Source organism: Acidithiobacillus sp. AMEEHan (assembly GCF_030996345.1).
Lineage (GTDB): Bacteria > Pseudomonadota > Gammaproteobacteria > Acidithiobacillales > Acidithiobacillaceae > Igneacidithiobacillus.
Map to the genome: position 1 here is coordinate 1,102,481 of NZ_CP118747.1, position 22,891 is coordinate 1,125,371.

Here is a 22,891-nt window from a genome sequence, read left to right on the forward strand (position 1 = left end):
TGACAAATCTCGGGTGGACGACGAAAGGTTGGCGATGGCGCGGCTGCTGATTGCAGGCAGTCTGTGATTTCTATTGCCAATTTTCGAGGTGACCCGTGCTGATTGCCGAGCGTTTTCAGTCCCTGGCCCGTGAGGGCTACAATCGTATTCCCCTGAGTCGTGAGATCCCCGCCGATCTCGATACCCCCCTCTCTGCCTTTCTCAAAGTCGTCGACGGTCCCTATGCCTATCTCTTCGAGTCGGTGCAGGGCGGCGAGAAGTGGGGGCGTTACTCCATTATCGGTCTGCCGGCGCGGGAGCGCATCGAGATTCGCGGGCAGCAGATCCAGCGCTTCGTCGATGGCGTGTTGCAGGAGCAATGTCAGGTTGCCGATCCCCTCGCCTGGGTCAGCGAGTTCCGTCAGCGTTTCCGCGCGGCGCCCTCGGACGATCTTGCGGATCGCTTTACTGGCGGGCTGGTGGGCTATTTCGGCTACGATATCGTCCGCTACATCGAGCCGCGTCTGGCGCGGGTCGAGCCCCTGCCCGATCCCCTCGACCTGCCGGAGATCCAGTTGCTGGTGGCGGATGAGATCCTGCTCTTCGACAATCTGCGCGGCACCCTGCGTCTGCTTTTGCAGGTCGATCCCCAGCGCCCCGATGCCTACAGCGCAGGGCAGGCCCGCCTCGCCGAGCTGGAGGAACGACTGCGCGGTCCACTGCCGCCAGCGAGCCAGACGGAGCGGCGTGGGCGGGTAGATGAAGAAGACTTCCAGGCAAGCTTCAGCCGTGCGGGCTATATGGCTGCCGTGCAGCGGATTCGCGAATACATTGCCGCCGGCGATGTCATGCAGGTCGTGCCCTCGCAGCGCCTGTCGATCCCCTTCGCCGCGCCGCCCCTGGATCTGTACCGCGCCCTGCGCCGCATCAATCCTTCGCCCTACCTGTTCTATGTGGATCTGGGACGCACCCAGTTGGTGGGTTCCTCGCCGGAGATCTTGGTGCGTGTGGAAGATGGTGAGGTGACGGTGCGGCCCATTGCCGGCACACGACCGCGCGGCAAAACGGCGGAGGCCGACCGGGCTTTGGAAGAAGAGCTGCTGGCGGACCCCAAGGAACGCGCCGAGCACTTGATGCTTATCGATCTTGCCCGCAATGACGTCGGTCGCATTGCCGAAACGGGTTCGGTACGCCTCACGGAATCCTTTGCCGTCGAGCGCTACTCCCACGTCATGCACATCGTCTCTCAGGTCACTGGCCGTCTGCGCCCCGGCCTCGATGCCATGGATGCCCTGCGCGCCACCTTTCCGGCCGGGACGGTCTCCGGTGCCCCCAAGATTCGTGCCATGGAGATCATCCGCGAGCTGGAGCCGGTGGCGCGCGGGGTCTATGCCGGCGCCGTCGGTTACTGGGGCTGGAATGGCAACATGGACACCTGCATTGCCATTCGCACGGCAGTGGTACAGGACGGGCAACTGCATATCCAGGCGGGCGGTGGCATTGTCGCCGATTCCCAGCCGGCAGCGGAGTGGGAAGAGACCTTGAACAAGCGCCGCGCCATGTTTCGTGCGGTGGATATGGCCGAGAATGGCCTCGATCCCGAGGGGAGATAAGCCGATGCTGCTCATGATCGATAATTACGACAGCTTTACTTACAACCTGGTACAGTATTTCGGTGAGCTCGGCGCCGAGGTGCGGGTGGAACGCAACGATGCGATCGATCTGGCGGCCATCGCCGCCCTGGCACCCGAGCGCATCTGTATCTCACCGGGGCCGTGCACGCCCAACGAGGCGGGTGTGTCCCTCGCTACCATCCGTACATTTGCCGGCAAGATTCCCATTCTTGGGGTTTGTCTGGGTCATCAGGCGATCGGCCAGGCCTTTGGTGGCGAGGTCGTGCGCGCGCAGCAAGTGATGCACGGCAAGACCTCTCCCATTCACCATCGCGGCCAGGGCGTATTTGCCGGTTTGCCCGATCCGTTTACGGCAACCCGCTATCATTCCCTGATCGTTGCCCGCGACACCTTGCCCGACTGCCTGGAGGTGACGGCGTGGACCGCCGAGGGCGAGATCATGGGCTTGCGCCATCGCCAGCTGCCGGTGGAAGGGGTGCAATTTCATCCCGAGTCCATCCTCAGCAGCTACGGCAAGGAGCTTCTGCGCAATTTCCTGGAGGAGGGACGATGAGAGCGATCCGGGAAATCCTGGAAGGTATCGTTGCGGGCCAAGACCTTTCGGCCCGGGAGGCGGAAGGGGTCTTCGCGGCGATCATGCGCGGCGACTGGACTCCCGCGCAGCTAGGCGCCCTCCTCATGGGCCTGCGAATGAAGGGGCAGCGAGTGGAGGAGCTGGTGGGCGCCACCCGCGCGCTGCGGGCCTTCATGACCCGCGTCGAGGTCGATGGCAGCCACCTGGTGGATACCTGCGGCACCGGTGGCGATGCCTGCGGCACCTTCAATATCTCCACGGCCGCCGCGGTGGTGGCAGCGGCGGCCGGGGCGCGGGTGGCCAAACATGGCAACCGCGCGGTATCGGGGCGCAGTGGCAGCGCCGATGTGCTAGAGGCCGTTGGTTTGAACCTGGATCTTCGCCCCGAGCAGGTGGCGGCCTGTATCGATAGCGTCGGCATCGGTTTCTTGTTTGCCCCCGCCCATCATGGCGCCATGCGGCATGCGGTCGGTCCGCGCAAGGAGCTGGGAATCCGCTCCCTCTTCAATCTCATGGGCCCTCTGAGTAATCCGGCTGGTGCCCCGCATCAGGTCCTCGGGGTCTACAGCGAGGCTTGGCTGACGCCCTTGGCGGAGGCCGCGCGGGAGCTGGGCGCGCGCCACGTGCTGGTAGTGCATGGGCACGACGGGCTCGACGAAATCAGTTTGGGTGGGCCCACAGAAGTGGCGGAATTACGCGCCGGAGAGGTGCATCGCTACCGGCTGCAGCCGGCAGACTTCGGGCTGCAGCCGGCGCCGCTGGCGGCGTTGCAGATTGCCGATGTGAGCGAGGCGGCGGCGGTATTTCTGGCAGTTCTGCGCAACGAGCCCGGGCCGCGTCGCGACATCGTTCTGCTCAATGCTGGGGCGGCTCTGTACGCCGCTGATGTGGCCCCCGATCTGGCGACGGGGGTGCAGCGCGCGCGCGCGGCAATGGATAGTGGAGCCGCCTGGGCGAAATGGGAAGCGCTTTTGCAATGCGCCCGCGAGATCTGAGGAACCATGGAAGACATTCTGCAAAAAATTCTGGCGGAAAAACGAAGCGAGCTGGCGCGGCGGCAAAAACGCCTACCGCTCGCTGATCTCGCGTCGACGGCGCGTCTCGCCTCGCCGCCACGGCCCTTTGCCCAATCCCTGCTCGATCGGGCCGCGGCGGGCAAGGCGGCGGTCATTGCCGAAATCAAGAAGGCTTCGCCCTCGGCAGGTATCATTTGCGAGGATTTCAACCCGGTGGAAATCGCCCGCGACTATGCTGCGCATGGTGCCACTTGCCTCTCGGTGCTGACCGATGAGTCCTTCTTTCAGGGCAGCGACAGTTACCTGACGGCGGCACGCGAGGCCTGTTCGCTGCCGGTGCTGCGCAAGGATTTCATCATCGATCCCTACCAGGTCTGGGAGGCGCGGGCCATCGGTGCGGATGCGATCCTGCTCATCGTTGCCGCCCTTGCCGATGCCCAGATGGCGGAGCTGGAGGCCTGTGCCCTGGAGTTGGGGATGGACGTGCTGGTCGAGTCGCATGACGCTGCAGAGCTGGACCGTGCCCTGCGCCTGCAAAGCTCCCTGATGGGTATCAACAACCGCGACTTGCGTACTTTCGTCACCGATATCCAGCGCAGTATCGAGCTCCTGCCACAAATTCCGCCGGGGCGGTTGTTGATCAGCGAAAGCGGTATCCGCCAGCGAGCGGACGTGCAAACCCTGCGCAGCGCAGGAATTCATGCCTTCCTCGTGGGGGAAGGACTGATGCGCACGCCGAACCCGGGCCAGGCACTGCAGGAGCTTTTTGCCGACTGACTCCATGTTCCGCGATTGCATCTTGCCCGTAGCGGTAGTGTAATCGCAAGATGCGGTATCTAGGGAGAAATCTATGCAGGCGACGGTAGAATGGACGGGGTCGGGAGGGATGGCCTTCGTGGCCCATGCCGACAGCGGCCATGGCGTGGTGATGGACGCTTCGCCGGACATCGGCGGACACAATTTGGGCGCGCGGCCCATGGAAATGGTCCTCATGGGTCTGGGCGGTTGTTCCAGTATCGATGTGCTGATGATTCTGCAGAAATCGCGCCAGGACGTGCGCGCCTGCCGAGTGGAGATCAGCGCCGAACGCGCCGAGCAAGATCCCAAGGTCTTTACCGTGATCCATCTACAGTTTTTCGTGACCGGCAAAGAACTCGATCCACGCCGCGTTGCCCATGCCATCCAGCTTTCCGCAGACAAATACTGCTCGGTGAGCATCATGCTGGGTAAGACCGCGAAAATCACCCACGACTATACCATTTTGGGGATAGACTGAATGTTACTCAGCAAGACCAGCGAATATGCCTTGCAGGCTCTGATTTATCTGGCAACCCAGCCGCCGGGAGAGTTGGTGCTGAGCGGCGAAATCTGGGAATATCTCAAAGACCCTGAGGACCCCCGCGTGCCACCGCGCCAGTACCTGGCAAAAATCCTACAGGACCTCAGCAAGGCCGGCATTCTCGAATCCCGCAAGGGGCGTGGCGGTGGTTTTGTATTGGCGCCGGGTGCGGAAGAGAAAAATATTCTGGATGTGGTAGAGATCGTCGAGCGCAAGCCCTTGGGACAGGGCTGTGTTTTGGGTCTGAAAAAATGCGAAGACGCCACCGCCTGCCCAGTGCACTATGCCTGGAAGCCCCTCAAGGCCGAGGTCATCGAGCTGCTCAGCCAGCAGACCATTGGCAGCATGGCGGAGGCTGTGCGTGCGGGCAAGTATCGCATCCACCTCCCCGGCGGCAGCACCTTGCGGGTCAAGGCTTCCGCCTAGCTTCGCCGAGATTTGCCTAAATCCAGAGGGCGCCGCGGGTCACCACGCGAGACAGGCTCTGCATGGCCATGCGCAGGGGGCGGGGCAGTTTCGCAGCGCCCATTTCCTCGGCTTTTTCGGCGTGCCCCACTTCGTCGCACTCCATCTGTTCCAGGATGCGGCGGCTGCGTTCGTCTTCCAGGGGCAGATCCTGCAGATGCTCCTTGAGATGTTCCTCGACCAGATTCTCCACGGCTACCACCAGGCCCAGGTTGGCCCCGTGACCGCGGCGTGCGGCGGCATAGCCCATGCCCCAGGCGGTGGCGTACCAGAGCGGCCCAAGCAGGCTGGGGCGGCTGTGGAGTTCGCGCAGGCGCTCCTCGCACCAACGCAGATGATCTTCTTCCTCGCTGCGCGCTTTGCGTAACACGGCACGCAATTCCGGGTCGCTGCTGCCGGCTTCCTGTCCGGTGTAGAGCGCCTGGGCCATGACCTCGCCGGCGTGGTTGACGCGCATCATGCGCCCGGCACGGCGACGCTCCCAAGGGCGTAAGAGCTTATCGGGCGCCCCGGCAGCGGGATTGGCGCGGCCGCTACCACGGCTTTGCCCGCTGAGGGTGCGCAAGGCATTATCGACGGAGAGGATTGCCTGATCGAGGAAGTTCATACGCTATCTGACCCGCGCTGCCATTTCGGGTTATCATGGCGCCATGCCAGTGGAGGGTCAAACATGAGTTTTTACCAGCGCCATCTGTTCCTCTGTCTGAACCAGCGCGAGAATGGTGAGCAGGCCTGCAACAACGGTGGCCTCGCGGAAGAGGTCTTTCATCAGGCCAAGAAACACGCCAAGAAGCTGGGCATCCATGGCGAAGGGCAGGTGCGCGTCAACCGCGCTGGTTGTCTCGGCCGTTGCAGCGAGGGCCCAGTGGCGGTCGTCTATCCAGACGCGGTCTGGTATACCTACATCGATGCCGAGGATGTGAAAGAGATCGTCGAATCGCACCTGCGCGATGGCAAGCCGGTGGAGCGGCTACGCATCTGATGCTACCCATTGATCGCAGCCACCTCTATGACGGCCAGGAACTCGCCCTCGAATGTGTGGGCGAGGCGGTGGAGATTCCCGGTCCGGCCGGGATTCTGGAGGGTCTGACCGCTTGTCCGGAAAAAGAGACGCGCGGTATCGTGGCGGTGATCCTGCACCCGCATCCCCTCTATGGGGGCACTCTCAACAACAAGGTCGTGCATTATCTCAGCCGTACCTGCAATCTCCTCGGCATTCCCTCCCTGCGCTTCAATTTTCGTGGGGTGGGCAAAAGTGCCGGGCGCTATGATGCCGGACGTGGCGAGGTGGAGGATTGCCTGGCCGTTCTCGACTGGGTGACGGAGCGTCGCCCCGGCTTTCCCATCTGGCTCGCGGGCTTTTCCTTCGGTGCCTTCGTTGCCTATCAGGCGGCCAGCCGCGATGCCCGTGTCGAGCGCCTGTTGACGGTCGCCCCCCCGATCAATCTTTTCGATTTTTCGGTGGCGCCGGTTCCCCGCTGTCCCTGGACCGTGGTGCAGGGACAGGAGGACGAACTGGTCCCGGCCAAGGAGGTTAGCGCCTGGTTGGAGAGCCTCTCGGTCCAGCCGGCGCGGATCGACCTGCCTGCCGATCATTTCTTCCATGGTAAGCTGACGCTGCTGCAGAACGCTCTGCTCGATCGATTCCAGGCGCAGTTGGGGGAGGAAAATCAACACGCCAAGCCCTGCCGTGCCTTTTCCCCGGCTTGAACTCCAGGCCGTCGCCAAGGCCTATGCCGGGCGTCCTGTCTTGCGGGGACTGTCTTTTGCCGTGGGCGTTGGCGAGTGTTACGCCCTGCTTGGCCCCAATGGTGCCGGCAAGAGCACTTCAGTACGCTGCATTCAGGGCCTGACGCCCTTTGACTCGGGTGAGATCCGTCTCGATGGCCGTCCGCTGACGCAGTGGCCGGCGGGGGGGCACGAACGGATTGGCGTGGTGCCGCAGAGCGATCAGCTCGATCCCGACTTCACCGTCGAGGAAAATCTCTGGACCTACGGGCGCTATTTCCGTTTGCCGGCGGCGCTGATCCGCAGTCGCAGCCGCGAACTCCTGGCCTTCATGAGCCTGGAGGAATTTGCCCAGCGTCCGATTCAGGCGCTGTCTGGGGAAATGCGACGGCGGCTTTCCGTAGCCCGCGCCCTGATCCATCAGCCGCAGCTCCTTCTCCTCGATGAGCCCACCACCGGCCTCGATCCCCAGGCCCGCCACCTGCTCTGGCAACGCTTGCGGACCCTGCAGCGCGAGGGGGTCACGCTCCTGCTCACGACCCACTATCTCGACGAGGCGGAACGCCTAGCGGATCGAGTCGGTATCCTCCAGCAGGGGAGCATTCTCGCCGAGGATGCGCCCGTAGCGATGATCCAGAAACATATCCCAGGAGAAGTCTTGGAGCTGCGTCGGCACGATGGCGCCCTGCCCGACGCCGAGAATTGGCACCAAGGGCGGGTGGCGGCGGCAGAGCGTAGTGGCGACACCCTGTTTCTTTTCGATCCGCAGCTGGATGCCGTCCGCGCCCATTTTGCCGTCGATCCGCAGTACCAGTTATTGCAGCGTCCGGCAACGCTGGAGGATGTGTTTCTACGCCTGACCGGGCGCGAGCTGCGCGAGGAAGAAGGCTGATGGCTTGGTTTCTGCCCAGCTGGGGTGCGTTGGCGGTACTGCGGCGCAATTTTCTGGTCTGGCGCAAGTTGCTCTTGCCCAGCCTGCTCGGCAATTTTGTCGATCCCTTGCTCTACCTGCTCGCATTGGGCTATGGCTTGGGGCATTTCGTTGGCAAGATGGAGGGGATGCCGTACATCACCTTCATTGCCTCGGGGATCGTCGCCAGCTCGGCGATGAACACCGCAACCTTTGAGGGACTCTACTCGGCCTATACGCGCATGGCGGTACAGAATACGTATCTGTCGATTCTCGCCACGCCTCTGCAAATTGGTGATATTGTCACTGGCGAGCTGCTTTGGTGTGCGGTGAAGGGGGCTATCAGTGCCCTGGCGATCATCATCGTGGCGGGCCTTTTAGGTGCCATCGACTGGCAATGGCAGGTCATTCTGGCCCTGCCGGTCATCCTGCTGACGGGCTTCAGCTTTGGGGCCATCGCCCTGGCCTTCACCGCCCTGTCGCGTAGTTACGATTTTTTCATGTATTACTTCACCCTGGCGGTGACCCCGATGTTCCTTTTCTGCGGGGTCTTCTACCCGCTGCATACCCTGCCGGTCTTTGCCCAAAACATCGCAGCAGTCCTCCCCCTCACCCACGCCGTTCTCCTCCTGCGGCCCCTCCTTACCGGACACGCGCCAGCGCAGGTGGGGCTGCATCTTGCCATCCTGCTGGCCTACGCCCTGGGCGCCTATGTCCTCGCCGCCTTCCTCTTGCGGCGGCGCCTATTGCGTTGATAAGTCGAATGAAATCGTCGCATTGCCGTGCCAGCCTCCGAAAGGATTGCTAAGTACGTTGCCGCGACGTTGATCTACAGGCGGCTGGTCCCGCGACCAGCAGGGACGGGGAGTTTTGGAGAAAGATCATGAGCGCAGAAACAATCGGGCTTGGCAGCGGAAAGCGTATTCAGGATTATATTGGTGAGACCCCGAGCTGGCCCGAGGGAACCCGGCTGCAGCGGGTGCCGATGACCGCCGTGCAGTGGTGCATCTGGGCCCTGGCGGTGGCGAGTAAATTTTTGAGGGGCTGATCATCCTGGTAGGTACGTCCCTACCGCGGAATTTTCTATTGACAGTCTTTCCTCTAGCGGCTTAAATAGCGGGCCTGCAATGGCGCTTTAGCTCAGTCGGTTAGAGCAGCGGAATCATAATCCGCGTGTCCGGGGTTCGAGTCCCTGAAGCGCCACCAAAAAACGAGGCTCTGGCGTAACCACCAGAGCCTTTTTTCCAGTGCGGTGTAACGAATGGGTGCGATTCCATGCCTCTGCTCGCCGATACCATGGCAACAGGGGGCAACACGGGCCGGACGGCAGAAGGCTTCGTTCGCCCAGTCAATTGTCAGGTAACAATTTGCGTCAGCTCATTCGTAGTGCGCACATATTGGTGCTGCAAGAGATAAGATTTGAAACTATTTGGCGCCGGTGCGAGTTTCTTCCCTTTGCGGTGCACCAGGTGCCACATTCTCTGCAACGGAAATCCTTCGACATTGAGCTCGCGCAAGTAACCAGACTCGATTTTCGTGAGCACGCTATGGCGGGAGACCACGGCAACGCCCATACCCACCTTTACCGCCTGTTTAATCGATTCATTGTTATTCATGATCACGCGATCGTCGATGCTCAAGCCGTGATCGGCGAAATAGCGTAAAATTGCTTCTCTCGTGCCCGAACCAGGTTCGCGGAGCACAAATGGCTCCTTGGCAATACGCTCGAGAGGGATTTTTCGGTATCTGGTCAGAGGATAATTGGCCGATGAAATGACCACCAAATCGTTGCGATGAAACGGTAAGGCGACCAGATCCAGAATCTGTGGGGGCTCGCCCATGATCGCCATATCGATGTCATTCCGCTCCAGACTTTTCAGCACGTCCTTGCGATTGGCAATGTCTAGGCGGATCTGGATATGGCCGTGCAATTGGCGAAACCGCGCCAGGAGGTCCACCGCAAAAGCATTCGCCGCCGAAGTCACCGCAATGCGAATTTGTCCGTCATCCACATTGCGCAGGTGCTCCAGGGATCTGGACAGTTCGTTCAACTGCCCCTCGATCTGGGCGCTGGTGCGCAGGACTTCGGCTCCTGCGTCGGTCAAGAATACCTTTTTCCCTACCTGCTCGGTCAGAGGCAAGCCGATTTCTTGCTCGAGCTTCCGCACCTGCACGTAGACCGCCGACTGCGTGAGGTGTAGTTGCTGTGCCGCTTTGGTGTAGGAACCCGTGGCACCCAAGGTTTTCAAGATATCCAGCTGTCGCAGCGTGATGTTTTTCATGTCATGATCTTACCCACTCTCGGCTACGAAGAAAAACCCTATTTACCTAGATAATCATGATTTTATTTAATTTTTTCTATAATAAATAATCGTTTTTATTGATGATTGCACAGCGCTACAGTGATCGCTCCCGACAAACTGAGGAGTGTGTACCATGGATCAATCTGCACGCTATGCCGATCTCTCCCTCAAAGAAGAGGAGCTGATCAAAGCCTGCCAGCACATACTGGTGGCCTACAAGATGAAGCCCAAAGCCGGTCACGGCTATCTGGAGGCTGCGGCCCACTTTGCCGCCGAGTCCTCCACCGGGACCAATGTCGAAGTCTCCACCACGGACGACTTCACCAAAGGCGTCGATGCTCTCGTCTATCACATCGACGAGGCCACCGAGGATATGCGCATCGCTTACCCGCTGGATCTCTTTGACCGTAACGTCACCGATGGGCGGATGATGATCGTCTCCTTCCTCACGCTTGCCATCGGCAACAACCAGGGCATGGGCGACATCGCCCACGCCAAGATGATCGACTTCTGGGTACCACCCCGCGCGATACAGCTTTTTGACGGACCGAGCCGGGATATTTCCGACCTCTGGCGCATCCTCGGTCGACCCCTGAAAGACGGCGGCTATATCGCTGGCACCATCATCAAGCCCAAGCTCGGCCTGCGCCCCGAGCCCTTTGCCCAGGCCGCGTATCAGTTTTGGCTCGGCGGCGATTTCATCAAGAACGATGAGCCCCAGGGCAACCAGGTGTTTTCGCCACTCAAGAAGACCATCCCGTTGGTCGCCGACGCGATGAAGCGGGCGATGGACGAAACCGGGCAAGCGAAGATCTTCTCAGCCAACATCACCGCCGACGACCACTACGAAATGTGCGCCCGCGCCGATTTCATCCTCGAGACCTTCGGGCCTGACGCCGACAAGGTGGCCTTCCTGGTCGATGGCTTCGTCGGCGGCCCCGGCATGATCACCACTGCCCGCCGGCAATATCCCGCGCAGTACCTGCACTACCACCGCGCCGGCCACGGTATGATCACCTCTCCCAGCGCCAAGCGCGGTTATACCGCCTTCGTACTGGCGAAGATCTCGCGTTTGCAGGGGGCCTCGGGCATCCATGTCGGCACCATGGGCTATGGCAAGATGGAAGGCGAACACGACGACCGTAATATCGCCTACATGATCGAGCGCGATGAGTGCCAGGGGCCGGTGTACTACCAGAAGTGGTACGGCATGAAGCCCACCACGCCGATCATCTCCGGTGGCATGAACGCCCTGCGCCTGCCTGGCTTCTTCGAAAACCTCGGCCACGGCAACGTCATCAATACCGCCGGTGGTGGCTCTTACGGTCATATCGACAGCCCCGCGGCAGGTGCGCTTTCGCTGCGCCAGGCTTACGAGTGCTGGAAGTCCGGCGCCGATCCGATCGAGTTTGCCAAGAGCCATAAGGAGTTCGCCCGCGCCTTCGCGTCCTTCCCCCACGATGCCGACAAGCTTTATCCCGGCTGGCGCGACAAGATTGGTGCGCACCGCTGATTGGTGTCACCCCGGTCTCCCGGCAATGCTGGCCGGGAGACAAGTTCGGCCCCGCGCCTGCGGGGCTCCCCATTCCGCTGTACTGCGCCTCGCGAGGGAAAATCCGAAATGAGTGACCCCATTCTTCCTTCCTCCACGAGTTACCTGATCACCCAGGAGCCCTACTACCAAGCCCAGGGCAACGAGGTGGAACTCTTTGCCGCTGCGTACCGCAAGCGCCTCCCCGTCATGGTCAAAGGGCCGACGGGCTGCGGCAAATCGCGCTTCATCGAGTACATGGCCTGGAAGCTGGGTAAATCTCTCATTACCGTGGCCTGCAACGAGGACATGACCGCCAGTGACCTAGTTGGCCGTTACCTGCTCGAGGCCAATGGTACCCGCTGGATCGATGGACCGTTGACGACTGCCGCCCGGATGGGCGCCATTTGCTACCTCGATGAAGTGGTCGAGGCGCGGCAGGACACCACCGTCGTCATTCACCCCCTTACCGATCATCGGCGTGTCTTGCCCCTGGACAAAAAGGGCGAACTCGTGCACGCACATTCCGATTTTCAGTTGGTCATTTCCTACAATCCCGGCTATCAAAGCCTGATGAAAGACCTCAAGCCTTCCACCAAGCAACGTTTTGCCGCTTTTGATTTTGACTATCCGGACGCCGAATTGGAGGCCAAGATCCTCGAGCGTGAGGGCGGAATTGCAGCCGATATTGCCGAACGACTGGTCAAGATCGGTAGTGTTGCCCGGCGTCTCAAAGGGCATGGACTCGACGAAGGCATCTCCACTCGACTGTTGGTCTATGCCGCTTCCCTGATCGAAGACGGTGTTGCTCCGCAAGATGCCTGCCGCATGGCCCTGGCCGCACCGATCACCGACGATGCCGATATCCGTGCCACCCTCGAGCATGCCATCGTCGCTACTTTCGCCTGATGGGGTCCAGCGCGTGTCAGCCGGGATAGACGACTCGCTGTCGCAGGCGGACGCCTGGGCGCAATTGGATACCCGTTTTGCGGAAGTGGAACGGGTTTTCCCCGATGTATGGAAAGCTGCAACGGCCGAGCTCAGCCCTCAGGGCCAGGTGGACTACCTGGAAGCGGCGCGGCGGATCGGAAAACTCGGTCGTGGCGTGGAACCCTTGCTGGCCTTCCTGGAGGAGTGGCCGGCCGTGGCGGGGGCAGCGGGAGAAAAGGCCCTGCCGGCGCTGATGCAGTTCATCGATCGCCTGCAGAAATCTCCCAATGGCCGGGCGATCACTCCCTTGTTACAAAGCCTGGCCGCGGTGGCGGCACGCCTGGGATCGGCGGCGCAGCTGCAAACATATCTGGACATCGCCCTGCGCCTGATGGAGCAGAGCACAGGCTCCATTCATGGCCGCGAGGCCACTATTCCCAGCACGGGACTGCCGGAATTCTTCGTTCAGGCTCCGGCACTGCTTCAGCAGCTCAGCCTGGAAGGGCTCGCCAACTGGGTCGAGTACGGTATTCGCAACCACGCCAGCCATCCCGAACGCCAGAAGGACTACTTCGGCCTACAGTCCGCCGACAGTCGCGCCGTCTTGCAGCGCGAACGGCACGGTACCCTCCTGGCCGATTGCGAACGCAGCCTAGACGCTTACCTGCGCGGCTTGTGGGCGGAAACTGCCATCCTCATCCCTTACTCCAGCGCCTTTCATCAGCTACGCCAGCCCATTCCCTACTTCGATTCCCTGGGCTATCGCCTACCCGACGCCTACGATGCCGCCCGCGGGGTATCCGGCTTGGATCGTTACCGCATCGCCCTTGCCCATATGCTCGGACATCGGCGCTGGAGCAGCCCCCTGATCGCCGACAACTGGAGCCCTTTCCAGCGCCTGGCGGTGGAAATCCTGGAAGATTGCCGGATCGATACCCTGCTCATCCGCGAGTACCCAGGGCTGCGCCGTTTTTTCCTCAGTTTGCACCCCCAGCCGGGCGAAGGCGACTGCGATCCGCAAACGACTTCCTGCCTGCTTCACCGTCTGGCCATGCTCTCCCGTGCCCTCCTCAATCCGGGGCATGGCTACCGGCATCCGGTAATCTTGGAGATTGCCGGGCGCTTTCATGGGCTGCTGCAAAGCGGAACGAGCAGCACCAGCGAGATGGCGGCCCTGGGCCTGGACTTCGTCACTCGCACCCGCCAGGCCAGCGACCAGTTTGCCAAGGTCCATTTTGCCGATACCGTGGTCGATTACCGCGACGACAACCGCCATCTCTGGACATTCATCGAGCCCGACGACGAGGAGGAAAGCAGCGCGGCGGAAGCACGGCCCCAGCGCCTGGAGGAATCTTCGTCCCTGCCGCCCCGTCTGTATCCGGAATGGGACGCCCAGACCCAGAGTTACCGACCCGATTGGGTGAGCGTCTACGACCAGCTGCAAAGCAACGGCGAGCCGGCAAAGATCGATCGTCTGCTTGCCAAGCACAGTGCCCTGGGCAAACGCCTGCAGCGCCTCTTCGACCTGCTCAAGCCGCAGAACAAGGAACGCATCCGGTACCAGGAAGAGGGCAGCGAACTCGACCTGGACATTGCCCTGCGCGCCCTCGTCGACTACAAAAGTGGTGCCAGCCCCGACCCGCGCATCCATCTGCGCCATCGTCACCGTGACCGCGATCTCTCCGTCTTGCTCTTGCTCGACCTCTCGGAATCTCTGCAGGACACGGTACCGGGTACCGGCCAGACGATCCTGGAATTGAGCCAGGAGGCGGTCTCCCTACTCGCCTGGGCCATCGACGCCCTGGGGGACCCCTTCGCCATTGCTGGATTTCATTCCAATACCCGTCATGAAGTCCGCTATGCCCACATCAAGGGCTTTCGTGAGCCGTGGGGGGAACCGGTCAAGGCGCGGCTGGCAGGGTTGGAAGCAGGCTGGTCGACGCGCATGGGGGCTGCCCTGCGTCACGCCGCCCATTACCTGGGGGCACGCAATACAGGGAAGAAACTCTTGCTCGTTCTCACCGATGGCATGCCGTCGGATGTGGACGTAGCTGATCCACAGCAACTCGTTGCCGATTCCCGGCAGGCGGTACGGGAACTCGAGCAGCAGGGAATTTTCCCGTACTGCATCAGCCTCGATGCCCAGGCGGACAGCTATGTGGGAGAAATCTTCGCTCGGCAATACACGGTTATCGATCAGATCGAGCGCCTGCCCGAACGCCTGCCGCAACTGTTCCTCGCCCTCACGAAATGAACAGTATATTGCGCAGTACGTTCACTATTACGTACACTTGCGCCCATGGAACAGCTCGCCCGTCAATTGCAAAAGATCCGCGAGGATCGCCAGTTATCCTTGCGCTCCCTGGCCGAGCGGGCGGGGGTTTCTGCCAGCGCCATTTCCCAGATCGAAGCGGGCCAGGTCTCGCCCTCCATCGCCACCTTGGAAAAGCTCTGTCATGCCTTGGGAGTCCATATCGCCGACCTCTTCGACGAGGGGACCGATAGCCCTGCCCCCATCATCGTCCGTGCTGAACAGCGTCGGCGGGTGTACAGCGCCGGTTCCCACGCCAGCATCGAGCCTCTGGCAAAAAACTTCTCCCGCAAAAAGATGCAGCCCATTCTTCTGACCCTGGAGCCTGGGGGAGAGATTGGCGAGCACCCCTACAGCAGCGCCGAGGGGGAAGAATTTGCCATGCTCATCGAGGGCTGCGCCTGCTTTGAGCAGCAAGAGACGCGGCATGATCTGGTCAAGGGGGATGCGGTCTACTATGACCCGCGGCAGCTCCACAATTGGCGCAATACCGGCAAGGATCCTGCGGTGTTGCTGATCGTCGTGGCCCAATGAACGGCGTCAACCTTCTGCACCTCGCCTTGCTAGCGGCGGCCCTCGGACCGCTGCTCAGCCTCGCCGCGCTTTTGCCCCTGGCCCCGGCCGAGGTGCGCCGTGCCGCGTTGCTGGGAAGCACCGCCATGGGCCTGCTCTGGCTGATCGATGGCATATTGGCTCTGCTCGCGCCAGCCGCTTCGCCGACTCTGAGCCTGGGAACGGTCATCGTCTGGCAATTCCGGCTCGACCCCTTGTCGGCATTTTTTCTCATCGTGCTCGGGGTAGTGGGGAGCAGCGCATCCCTCCACGCCTTGGGGTATTTTCACAACGCAAGTACGGGGCAGCTACGACGGGTTCTGCTGCCACTGCCATTGTTTCTCTCGAGCATGGCGCTGGTGCTGCTGGCGGACAACGCCTATACCTTCCTGGTGGCCTGGGAAGGCATGGCCCTGAGCTCCAGCTTCCTGATCCTGGCCCAGGCGCAAGGGGCGCGAGAACGCCAGGCAGCCTACCTGTACCTGCTCCTTGCCCATCTCGGCGCCCTTTGCCTGCTCGCCGCCTTTGCCCTCTTGAGTCACGGTAGCCCGCTGCAAGGCAGCACGTTCTCTACGATGAGTGGGCATTTTCTCTCCCCGTGGCAGCGGCAGGCCATTCTCGTGCTGACCCTGCTCGGCTTTGGCGCGAAGCTCGGGGCAGCGCCCCTGCACGTCTGGCTCCCCGAGGCCCATCCGGCGGCCCCGGCTCCGATCTCTGCCTTGATGAGTGCGGCAATGCTGCCCATCGCCCTCTATGGCCTCTTGCGCATGGATTGGCAAATCTTGCCGCCAGTCGGTACTTCCTGGGGCCTGATTTGGTTGCTGGTCGGTTTGATCAGCGCAGGTTTCGGCGTGCTGTTTTCTGCTCTGCAACGCGACCTGAAACGCATGCTCGCCTATTCCTCCATGGAAAACATGGGCCTGATTTTGGTGGCCTTCGGGCTTGCACGCATCTTTGCCGCTGAGGGTTCCCCAACGCTCGCGGCGCTGGCCTTGAGCGCCGGCCTATTCCAGATCGTCAACCACGCCTTCTTCAAGGGCCTGCTCTTTCTCGGCAGCGGTAGCGTGCTCCACAGCGCCGGCACGGTGGACATGGGTCGCCTGGGTGGACTGATCCGCGGCATGCCCCAAACGACCTTGCTCATGCTCATTGGCAGTCTCGCCATCGCCGGACTCCCGCCCCTCAATGGTTTTGCCTCGGAGTGGCTGCTTCTGCAGGCCTTTCTCCTCGCGCCACAGTCGGCATCCGGCACTCTACAAGCCATTCTGCCCCTCGCCGCCGCTGGCGTGATCTTCGTCCTCGCCTTGGCCAGCTTCGCCATCGTCAAAGCCTTTGGCCTGAGCTTTCTCGGGCAGGCGCGTACGGCTTTTTCGGCCCACGAGGCGAGTCGTTGGGAACGGAGCGCCATGGGCCTCCTGGCACTCGGGTGTGTGCTCTTGGGCCTCTTTCCGGGGACGATCGTCGATCATCTGCAGGGGGTCAATCTGTTGCTCCTGCACAGCAAGGTCCTGGGTAGCCAGGCGCCGTGGGGGCTGACACCCATTTCCCCGCAGCGGGCAAGCTACCTGCCTGGGGCCTTTCTGATCGGCATCGTGCTCGCCATCGTCCTGACCTTCCTCTTGGTGTGGTGGCGCTTTGGTCGGCCGTTGCGCCGCGTCCCCGTCTGGGCCTGTGGTTTCCAGGGTCCGCGCAGCGCCCGCATGCAGGATAGCCCCGCAGGCTTCAGCCAACCGCTGTACCGGATCTTCCGCCCCATTCACCAAGGGCAAGTCCCGGTCGGCAAGGTCGAGGAGGGTTGGCAGTTACGGCTCAGCGACCCCTTCTGGGCCGGTATCTATGCGCGCATACAGCATGGGGCGGATTTTCTCTCCCGGCAGGCCCTGCGACTGCAGCACGGTAAGATCAGCTCCTACCTCCTGTATGCGTTTCTCACCTTGATCGTGCTTCTGGTACTAGTCCAATGAGCTGGGCAGCCTGGGGAATGCAGTCTTTGCAGGTCTTGCTGGCGCTGGCCATCGCGCCCCTTTTCGCCGCCTGGTTACAGATGCTCCGTGCCCTGCTGCAAAACCGCCGCCCTGCAGGTCTGGGGCAGGGTTACCGTGACCTGCGCCGTCTTTTTGCCAAGGAATCTCTTCTTCCGGAAGATTCTTCTTGGCTCTTTCGTTTCAGCCCCTACGTCCTCTTTGGCACCAAAGTGATGGCCACGACCTTGGTGCCCATTTTGGCCGTGAATCTTCCTTTGGCGCGGGCCGCCGACGTCATTGCCCTGGTCGGATTGCTCGCCGTAGCGCGTATTTTTCAGGTCCTGGCGGCCATGGATACGGGGACGCCTTTTGCGGATCTCGGAGCCCACCGGGAGATGCTGGTCTCCGCGCTGGCGGAACCTGCGCTCCTTACGGCATTTTTCATTGCCTCTCTCCTGGCTGGCTCCAGCTCCCTGAGCACTATCGTTGCGCACACGCAGGTGGAGATCACTTCGCTGCATCCGAGTATGGTCTTTGCCGCTGCCGCCTTCTTTTTGGTCCTCCTGATCGAAAACGCCCGCATTCCCGTCGATAATCCTGCCACCCACCTGGAGCTCACCATGATCCACGAGGCGATGTTGCTGGAGTACTCGGGACGTCATCTGGCCCTGCTGGAGTGGGGCGCACAATTGAAGCTTTTACTGTATGTGGCGATGGGTATCGCCCTGTTTTTTCCTTGGGGAATCGCCGATCACGTGGGACTGGTGGCAGTGATGCTGGCGTTGGCGGCATTCTTCGGCAAACTGTTCCTTGCCGCGCCCATCCTCGCCCTGGTGGAAACCCTGCTCGCCAAGAAGCGGCTTTTCCGCGTGCCGGAATTTGCCGCTAGTGCCTTCCTTTTTGGGGTGATCGGCTTGCTTACCCACTTCATGCTCGGGGCCTGAACATGCACCTACCCACGGAGTCACTCCCCGCCATCCTGAAATTCCTCGCTGCTTGGATGCTGCTGCTGAGTTTTGCCCTCCTAGCCCAACGCCGTCTGCTCAGCCTGATCTATCTCCTCGCCTGGCAGGGCGTCACCCTTGCGCTGAGCACGGCGTTGGTGGCCCTGCTCACCGGCGACCGTCTGCTCTGGGTATCGGCATCCTTGACCTTGCTCCTCAAGGGGCTACTGATCCCGACCCTGCTGCATCGCCTGTTACGGCGCCTCAATGTCCGCGGTGATGTGGAGATGACCCTCAATGTAGCGGGCGGCCAACTCATTGGCATCGTCCTGGTCATCTTTGCCTTTGCCCTGGCGGCGCCTCTGGCCGGTGCGCTCCCGGCTGCTACCCATGGCATGCTCGGTATTGCCCTGGCCGCCTTTCTCCTCGCCTTTTGGATGATGATCAGCCGACGCAAGGCGATTTCAGAAGTGGTGGGCTTTCTGGCGATGGACAACGCCCTGTTTTTTGCCGCCACCAGCGCCACCCTGGGGATGCCGTTGATCGTCGAGCTCGGGATCGCCCTCGACGCCCTCATCGGCTTTGTCATCCTCGGCGTCTTTTTCTTCCATATTCGCGAAAATTTCGAGAGCCTGGATCTGCACTGGCTGGAACACCTGCGGGAGGATCGATGACGCTGCTTTGGATTCTTGTCGCAGCCGCCGCCGGAATCCCGCTGCTGGCCCTGCTGGGGGATGGGCGACGGGGCCGAATCCTCTTTGTCGGCATCAACCTCGTAGTCTTTATGCTCAGCCTGCTCCTCGCCAAGGAGTTCCTCGCTCACGGCACCTTGCGGGCCCTGGATGACAGCTTCCGCATGGATGCCCTTTCCCTGATTTTGGTCCTGGTCAATGGCTTGGTGGGCCTCATGACGGCATGGTTTTCTAGCGCATATTGGCAGCGGGAGATCAGCGAGCACGGTTTCGGGAAGGGACGGCAGCGCTTGTATCACGCCATGTTCCAGAGCTTTCTTGCCACCATGCTCCTGGCATTGCTGAGCAACAACTTGGGCATTCTGTGGGTTGCCTTGGAGGGCGCCACCCTCTCGACGGTATTGCTGGTGAGCATGCAGCGCAGTGCGGAGAGTCTGGAAGCCGCGTGGAAATACTTCATCCTCTGCGGTGTCGGCTTGGCCATGGCCCTCTTCGGCACGGTGCTGCTCTATTTCGCCGCCCAGCCGGTGCTCGGCAGTGGTGCCCGGGCGCTGCTCTGGTCGGCTCTCGATGGACATGCCAAGGCTCTGAATGGAACGGCCCTCGCCCTGGCCTTCGTCTTCGTCCTCGTCGGTTATGGCACCAAGGTAGGGCTGGCGCCCCTCAATAGCTGGCTGCCGGATGCCCACGCCGCCGGTCCGAGCACGGTATCGGCGGTCCTTTCCGGGCTGCTGCTCAATGTCGCCCTCTATGCCATTCTGCGCTTCAAGAGCCTGGCCGACGCCGCCTTGGGTTCGGCCTTCGCTTCTCACTTATTGCTGGCCTTCGGCCTCCTTTCCTTGCTGCTGGCCGCCCTGTCCATGCTGCGCCAGCACGATGTGAAACGCCTCTTCGCTTATTCATCAGTGGAACACATGGGCCTGATCAGCATTGCCTTCGGCCTGGGCGGCCCATTGGCAATCTTTGCCGGGGTCTTGCACATGGTCGGCCACAGCCTGGCCAAGTCCTCAGTATTCTTTTCCGTAGGACGCGCCATACAGGAGGGCCATTCCCGGGAGTTGGCGGATCTTCGCGGCATCCTGCAGACTCGTCCTACCTTGGGTTGGTCGTTGCTGCTTTCGATATTCGCTATTCTCGGCATGCCTCCAGGCTCCCTCTTTTTGAGCGAATTTCTCATCGTGGTGGCGAGTGTGCAGCAGATGTGGATGATCACCCCAATCCTTCTGCTTGGCCTCGGGGTCGCCTTTGCCGCTATCCTGCCGCGACTCCTGTCGATGCTCTACGGCGAGGCAACGCCAGTGCCAGCGCAGCGGACGCGGGGTCTCGTTCCCGTCTTTGTGCAGATCCTGGTCGTCGTCCTCCTGGGTATCTGGATTCCGGGCTCCCTAAACGCCTGGATGCATAGCGTTGCGGGGATCCTGCAATGAAGAAGCAAGAGACAAGGCTGGTGCAGGGATTCGGCCCCTTTCGCGCCGTGAGCAGCGCCGTGAGCAGCGCTGTGCCCCTCTGGCGGGCGGCGCTGTCGCCGCAGGATTGGCAGGGTCTAGCGGCGACATTGCGGCAAAGAGGCGGACGCTTGTTGGGGCTCTGGGCTGAGGCCATGACGGAGCGGCAATTGCGGATCCATGCCTTGTACCTGAGCGGTGCGGCCTGCCTCTGGTGCAGTCTCGACTGGGATGGCGACGGCGCCGGGTATCCAACTTTATCGCAGATCTTCCCTACCGCCTCGCGCCAGGAACGGGCCATTGCCGATTTGCTCGGCGTGCGTGCTGAGGGTAACAAAGATCTTCGGCCCTGGCTGCGCCATGCGGCCTGGCCAGAATCGTTTTTCCCCTTGCGCATCGGGCAGCTCCCTGTAGAGGAATTGGGTGTCCAGGGAGATTCCAGCTATGCCTTCCAGCAGCTTCCAAGTGATGATCTCCACGAAATTCCTGTGGGTCCGGTCCATGCCGGGACCATCGAACCTGGGCATTTTCGTTTCACTTGTCTGGGGGAGCAAGTCCTGCAGCTGGAAGAGCGCCTTGGCTACACCCACAAGGGAACGGAATGGCTTTTTCGCGGCAAGGACCCTCTTGCGGGCACGCCCCTCGCCGGACGGGTCAGCGGCGACAGCACGGTGGCCTATGCCTGGGCCTATGTCATGGCGGTGGAGAATATCGCGGAATTCCAGCCACCGGCGCGGGCCTTGGCCCTGCGCGGCCTGTTTGCGGAACGGGAGCGTCTGGCCAATCATCTTGGCGATCTGGGTGCTCTCGGCAACGACGCCGGCTTCGCCTTCGCCCTCACCCAGTTGCTCGCCATCAAAGAGGAATTGCTGCGCGAGAATGACGAGGTCTTTGGCCATCGTTACCTCATGGATCTCATCCAACCGGGAGGAATTGCCAGAGATTTGTCCCCCGCGGCCGGTTTGCGCTTGCGGCAAAGTGCGGGCCGTTGGCAGGCGCGATTGCAAGATCTGGAGCTGCTGCTGCACGAACACGCCGGCCTGCGCGATCGCCTGGTGGGGACTGGATCCATCTCCCCCGAGCGCGCCTACCATTGGGGTATGGGAGGCATGGCTGGGCGTGCCAGTGGGCAGGCTTGGGACTTGCGGGTACAGTTTACCCCAGCGCCCTACGGCAAGTTTCCCGTCGATATTGCTCTGGCCACGACCGGTGACGTTGCCGCCCGTTGGGCCGTGCGCTTCCAGGAGATCTACGCGAGCCTGCGCTGGCAGGATACCCTTCTCAATGCTCTCCCCGAGGGTTCCTGCCAAGCTCCGCTGCGAGTCCCTGAGGATGGAGAGGGTCTGGGCATTGTCGAGGGCTGGCGCGGCGAGGTCTTCGTGGCCTTGCGCCTAGAGTCCGGGCGCATTGCCCGCTGCCACCCCCACGATCCGTCCTGGTCCCTCTGGCCGGTGTTGGAGGAAGCCGTGTTGCAGGACATCGTCGCCGACTTCCCGCTCATTAACAAATCTTTCAACCTGAGTTACAGCGGCCATGATCTTTGAGACGGATTTCCGGAGGTAGATGATGTATCGGATTTTACGCGAGGCCTGGCGCCTGGGCCGCGTGGGCGAGAAGCCAGCGCGGGCACGCGGGAAAGACGGCCTTTTCGCACGGAGCGCTGCCATCCGCCATGTGGATGCGGGCTCTTGCAACGGCTGCGAGCTGGAGATCCAGGCCCTGGGTGGCCCCCACTATGGCTTGGAACAAGCGGGCCTACGCTTTACCGCCTCGCCCCGGCACGCCGACATCCTCCTGGTGACTGGACCCGTGAGCCGGCACATGGCTGCTGCCCTACGCGACACTTACGAGGCCATGGCGACGCCCAAAAAAGTCCTTGCCTTGGGGGATTGTGCCTGCAATGGCGGGGTCTTTGCCGGCAGTTACGCGGTTTTGGATGGTGTGGAGCAGGTGCTCCCCGTAGCCGCATATTGCCCCGGCTGTCCGCCCAAACCACAGCAGATTCTCTCCGCGTTGCAAGCGATGACTCGGGAGGATGACCGATGACCAAGGCAGAAATCATCAAAGAACTGGCGTTGCGCAGTGGTATTCATCCCAGACTTGCGGAGCACCCATACGACAATTTGTCGGACATCCTGGCCGAAGGTCGTTGCCGGGATCATTGTGTTCCCAAATGACCGAAGCGGAAAAGCCTTTCTTTTGGTGGGAGGAGGACACCCTGGTGTTGAACATCCTGGGCAAGCCTGGTGCCGCCAAAAATGCCATTGGCAAAGTCAAAGGCTCCGAATTGAAAGTGAGTGTAACAGCAGAGCCGGAAAATGGACGAGCCACGGAGCGGATGGTGCAATTTCTCGCCAAGGAATTTGGCGTGAAACCATCGGCAATCGAAGTCGTCTTTGGCCAGTTTAGCGTCCACAAGCAACTGCGGATCAAAGCGCCTAAACACCTGCCCCCCTTATTACAACAGCAAACGGAAATAGAGCTCTAACAAGTATCCGTATCTTTCGCCACGTTGCCGTAGAGCAGCAGTTCCCCCCTCCGTTTCGCACGAGCCTAACTCTCCCGGGAGATCGC

General features: G+C 61.5%; 25 protein-coding genes and 1 tRNA gene. 24 read left to right on the plus strand and 2 right to left on the minus strand.

Annotated features, from left to right (window positions below):
- Positions 1 to 95: 95 nt before the first annotated feature.
- From trpE to ORD17_RS05645, 6 genes are all read left to right on the plus strand, one after another.
- Positions 96 to 1,592, plus strand: coding sequence for an anthranilate synthase component I (trpE, locus tag ORD17_RS05620; protein ID WP_374693392.1), 1,497 nt, complete (start codon positions 96 to 98; stop codon positions 1,590 to 1,592).
- Between the two features lie 4 nt (positions 1,593 to 1,596).
- Positions 1,597 to 2,166 carry an aminodeoxychorismate/anthranilate synthase component II gene (locus ORD17_RS05625; protein ID WP_308389881.1) on the plus strand — a complete coding sequence of 190 codons (570 nt, stop codon included), beginning with the start codon at positions 1,597 to 1,599 and terminating at the stop codon, positions 2,164 to 2,166.
- A complete protein-coding gene (gene trpD / locus ORD17_RS05630; protein ID WP_308389882.1) occupies positions 2,163 to 3,182 on the plus strand; it encodes an anthranilate phosphoribosyltransferase in 1,020 nt (339 codons plus the stop codon). Before ORD17_RS05625 ends, trpD begins: the two co-directional genes overlap by 4 nt.
- A 6-nt stretch (positions 3,183 to 3,188) precedes the next feature.
- Complete coding sequence (trpC, locus tag ORD17_RS05635) at positions 3,189 to 3,980, plus strand: indole-3-glycerol phosphate synthase TrpC (RefSeq protein WP_308389883.1); 792 nt, start codon at positions 3,189 to 3,191, stop codon at positions 3,978 to 3,980.
- Between the two features lie 73 nt (positions 3,981 to 4,053).
- The gene (locus ORD17_RS05640; protein ID WP_308389884.1) at positions 4,054 to 4,479 is read left to right on the plus strand and encodes an OsmC family protein; all 426 of its coding nucleotides are present in this window, start codon (positions 4,054 to 4,056) and stop codon (positions 4,477 to 4,479) included.
- Positions 4,480 to 4,968, plus strand: a complete 489-nt coding sequence (locus ORD17_RS05645; protein ID WP_308389885.1) for an Rrf2 family transcriptional regulator — start codon at positions 4,480 to 4,482, stop codon at positions 4,966 to 4,968.
- Between the two features lie 16 nt (positions 4,969 to 4,984).
- Here ORD17_RS05645 and coq7 read toward each other — a convergent pair whose 3' ends face one another.
- Complete coding sequence (gene coq7, locus ORD17_RS05650) at positions 4,985 to 5,614, minus strand: 2-polyprenyl-3-methyl-6-methoxy-1,4-benzoquinone monooxygenase (RefSeq protein WP_308389886.1); 630 nt, start codon at positions 5,612 to 5,614, stop codon at positions 4,985 to 4,987.
- A gap of 63 nt (positions 5,615 to 5,677) precedes the next feature.
- Here coq7 and ORD17_RS05655 point away from each other — a divergent pair, with 63 nt between their 5' ends.
- The 6 genes from ORD17_RS05655 to ORD17_RS05680 all read left to right on the plus strand — a co-directional run bounded on the left by ORD17_RS05655 (position 5,678) and on the right by ORD17_RS05680 (position 8,851).
- Positions 5,678 to 5,989 carry an NAD(P)H-dependent oxidoreductase subunit E gene (locus ORD17_RS05655; protein WP_308389887.1) on the plus strand — a complete coding sequence of 104 codons (312 nt, stop codon included), beginning with the start codon at positions 5,678 to 5,680 and terminating at the stop codon, positions 5,987 to 5,989.
- Positions 5,989 to 6,717 carry an alpha/beta fold hydrolase gene (locus ORD17_RS05660; RefSeq protein ID WP_308389888.1) on the plus strand — a complete coding sequence of 243 codons (729 nt, stop codon included), beginning with the start codon at positions 5,989 to 5,991 and terminating at the stop codon, positions 6,715 to 6,717. Before ORD17_RS05655 ends, ORD17_RS05660 begins: the two co-directional genes overlap by 1 nt.
- Entirely contained in the window at positions 6,698 to 7,627 is a 930-nt protein-coding gene (locus ORD17_RS05665) for an ATP-binding cassette domain-containing protein (RefSeq protein WP_308389889.1), read from the plus strand. The genes ORD17_RS05660 and ORD17_RS05665 overlap by 20 nt, the downstream gene beginning before the upstream one ends.
- Positions 7,627 to 8,400 carry an ABC transporter permease gene (locus ORD17_RS05670; protein WP_308389890.1) on the plus strand — a complete coding sequence of 258 codons (774 nt, stop codon included), beginning with the start codon at positions 7,627 to 7,629 and terminating at the stop codon, positions 8,398 to 8,400. The genes ORD17_RS05665 and ORD17_RS05670 overlap by 1 nt, the downstream gene beginning before the upstream one ends.
- A 128-nt stretch (positions 8,401 to 8,528) precedes the next feature.
- On the plus strand, positions 8,529 to 8,693 hold the full coding sequence (locus ORD17_RS05675) for a hypothetical protein (RefSeq protein ID WP_308389891.1): 165 nt from the start codon (positions 8,529 to 8,531) through the stop codon (positions 8,691 to 8,693).
- An 81-nt stretch (positions 8,694 to 8,774) separates the two neighbouring features.
- Positions 8,775 to 8,851: transfer RNA gene (locus ORD17_RS05680), tRNA-Met, on the plus strand.
- 149 nt (positions 8,852 to 9,000) lie between these two features.
- On the opposite strand, the gene ORD17_RS05685 is transcribed toward ORD17_RS05680, so the two are convergent.
- Positions 9,001 to 9,927, minus strand: a complete 927-nt coding sequence (locus ORD17_RS05685) for a LysR family transcriptional regulator (protein WP_308389892.1) — start codon at positions 9,925 to 9,927, stop codon at positions 9,001 to 9,003.
- A gap of 154 nt (positions 9,928 to 10,081) precedes the next feature.
- Here ORD17_RS05685 and ORD17_RS05690 point away from each other — a divergent pair, with 154 nt between their 5' ends.
- The 12 genes from ORD17_RS05690 (at position 10,082) to ORD17_RS05745 (ending at position 22,805) form a co-directional block, all read left to right on the plus strand.
- Entirely contained in the window at positions 10,082 to 11,461 is a 1,380-nt protein-coding gene (locus ORD17_RS05690; RefSeq protein WP_308389893.1) for a ribulose-bisphosphate carboxylase, read from the plus strand.
- Positions 11,462 to 11,569: 108 nt separating this feature from the next.
- On the plus strand, positions 11,570 to 12,388 hold the full coding sequence (locus tag ORD17_RS05695; protein ID WP_308389894.1) for a CbbQ/NirQ/NorQ/GpvN family protein: 819 nt from the start codon (positions 11,570 to 11,572) through the stop codon (positions 12,386 to 12,388).
- A gap of 13 nt (positions 12,389 to 12,401) precedes the next feature.
- Positions 12,402 to 14,663 carry a VWA domain-containing protein gene (locus tag ORD17_RS05700; protein WP_308389895.1) on the plus strand — a complete coding sequence of 754 codons (2,262 nt, stop codon included), beginning with the start codon at positions 12,402 to 12,404 and terminating at the stop codon, positions 14,661 to 14,663.
- 45 nt (positions 14,664 to 14,708) lie between these two features.
- Positions 14,709 to 15,254, plus strand: a complete 546-nt coding sequence (locus ORD17_RS05705; protein WP_308389896.1) for a helix-turn-helix domain-containing protein — start codon at positions 14,709 to 14,711, stop codon at positions 15,252 to 15,254.
- Positions 15,251 to 17,236 (plus strand): proton-conducting transporter membrane subunit, encoded by a 1,986-nt coding sequence (locus ORD17_RS05710; protein ID WP_308389897.1) that lies wholly within the window; start codon positions 15,251 to 15,253, stop codon positions 17,234 to 17,236. The genes ORD17_RS05705 and ORD17_RS05710 overlap by 4 nt, the downstream gene beginning before the upstream one ends.
- Entirely contained in the window at positions 17,233 to 18,180 is a 948-nt protein-coding gene (locus ORD17_RS05715; RefSeq protein ID WP_308389898.1) for an NADH-quinone oxidoreductase subunit H, read from the plus strand. The genes ORD17_RS05710 and ORD17_RS05715 overlap by 4 nt, the downstream gene beginning before the upstream one ends.
- A 2-nt stretch (positions 18,181 to 18,182) precedes the next feature.
- Positions 18,183 to 18,854: a formate hydrogenlyase gene (locus ORD17_RS05720; protein ID WP_308389899.1), complete on the plus strand. Its 672-nt coding sequence runs from the start codon at positions 18,183 to 18,185 to the stop codon at positions 18,852 to 18,854.
- Positions 18,851 to 20,299 (plus strand): hydrogenase 4 subunit F, encoded by a 1,449-nt coding sequence (locus tag ORD17_RS05725; RefSeq protein WP_308389900.1) that lies wholly within the window; start codon positions 18,851 to 18,853, stop codon positions 20,297 to 20,299. Before ORD17_RS05720 ends, ORD17_RS05725 begins: the two co-directional genes overlap by 4 nt.
- The gene (locus ORD17_RS05730; protein WP_308389901.1) at positions 20,296 to 21,861 is read left to right on the plus strand and encodes an NADH-quinone oxidoreductase subunit C; all 1,566 of its coding nucleotides are present in this window, start codon (positions 20,296 to 20,298) and stop codon (positions 21,859 to 21,861) included. The genes ORD17_RS05725 and ORD17_RS05730 overlap by 4 nt, the downstream gene beginning before the upstream one ends.
- 19 nt (positions 21,862 to 21,880) lie before the next feature.
- Positions 21,881 to 22,363, plus strand: coding sequence for an NADH-quinone oxidoreductase subunit NuoB (locus ORD17_RS05735; protein ID WP_308389902.1), 483 nt, complete (start codon positions 21,881 to 21,883; stop codon positions 22,361 to 22,363).
- Positions 22,360 to 22,494, plus strand: coding sequence for a hypothetical protein (locus tag ORD17_RS05740; RefSeq protein ID WP_308389903.1), 135 nt, complete (start codon positions 22,360 to 22,362; stop codon positions 22,492 to 22,494). Before ORD17_RS05735 ends, ORD17_RS05740 begins: the two co-directional genes overlap by 4 nt.
- Positions 22,491 to 22,805 carry a DUF167 domain-containing protein gene (locus ORD17_RS05745; RefSeq protein WP_308389904.1) on the plus strand — a complete coding sequence of 105 codons (315 nt, stop codon included), beginning with the start codon at positions 22,491 to 22,493 and terminating at the stop codon, positions 22,803 to 22,805. Before ORD17_RS05740 ends, ORD17_RS05745 begins: the two co-directional genes overlap by 4 nt.
- The last annotated feature ends 86 nt before the right edge of the window (positions 22,806 to 22,891 follow it).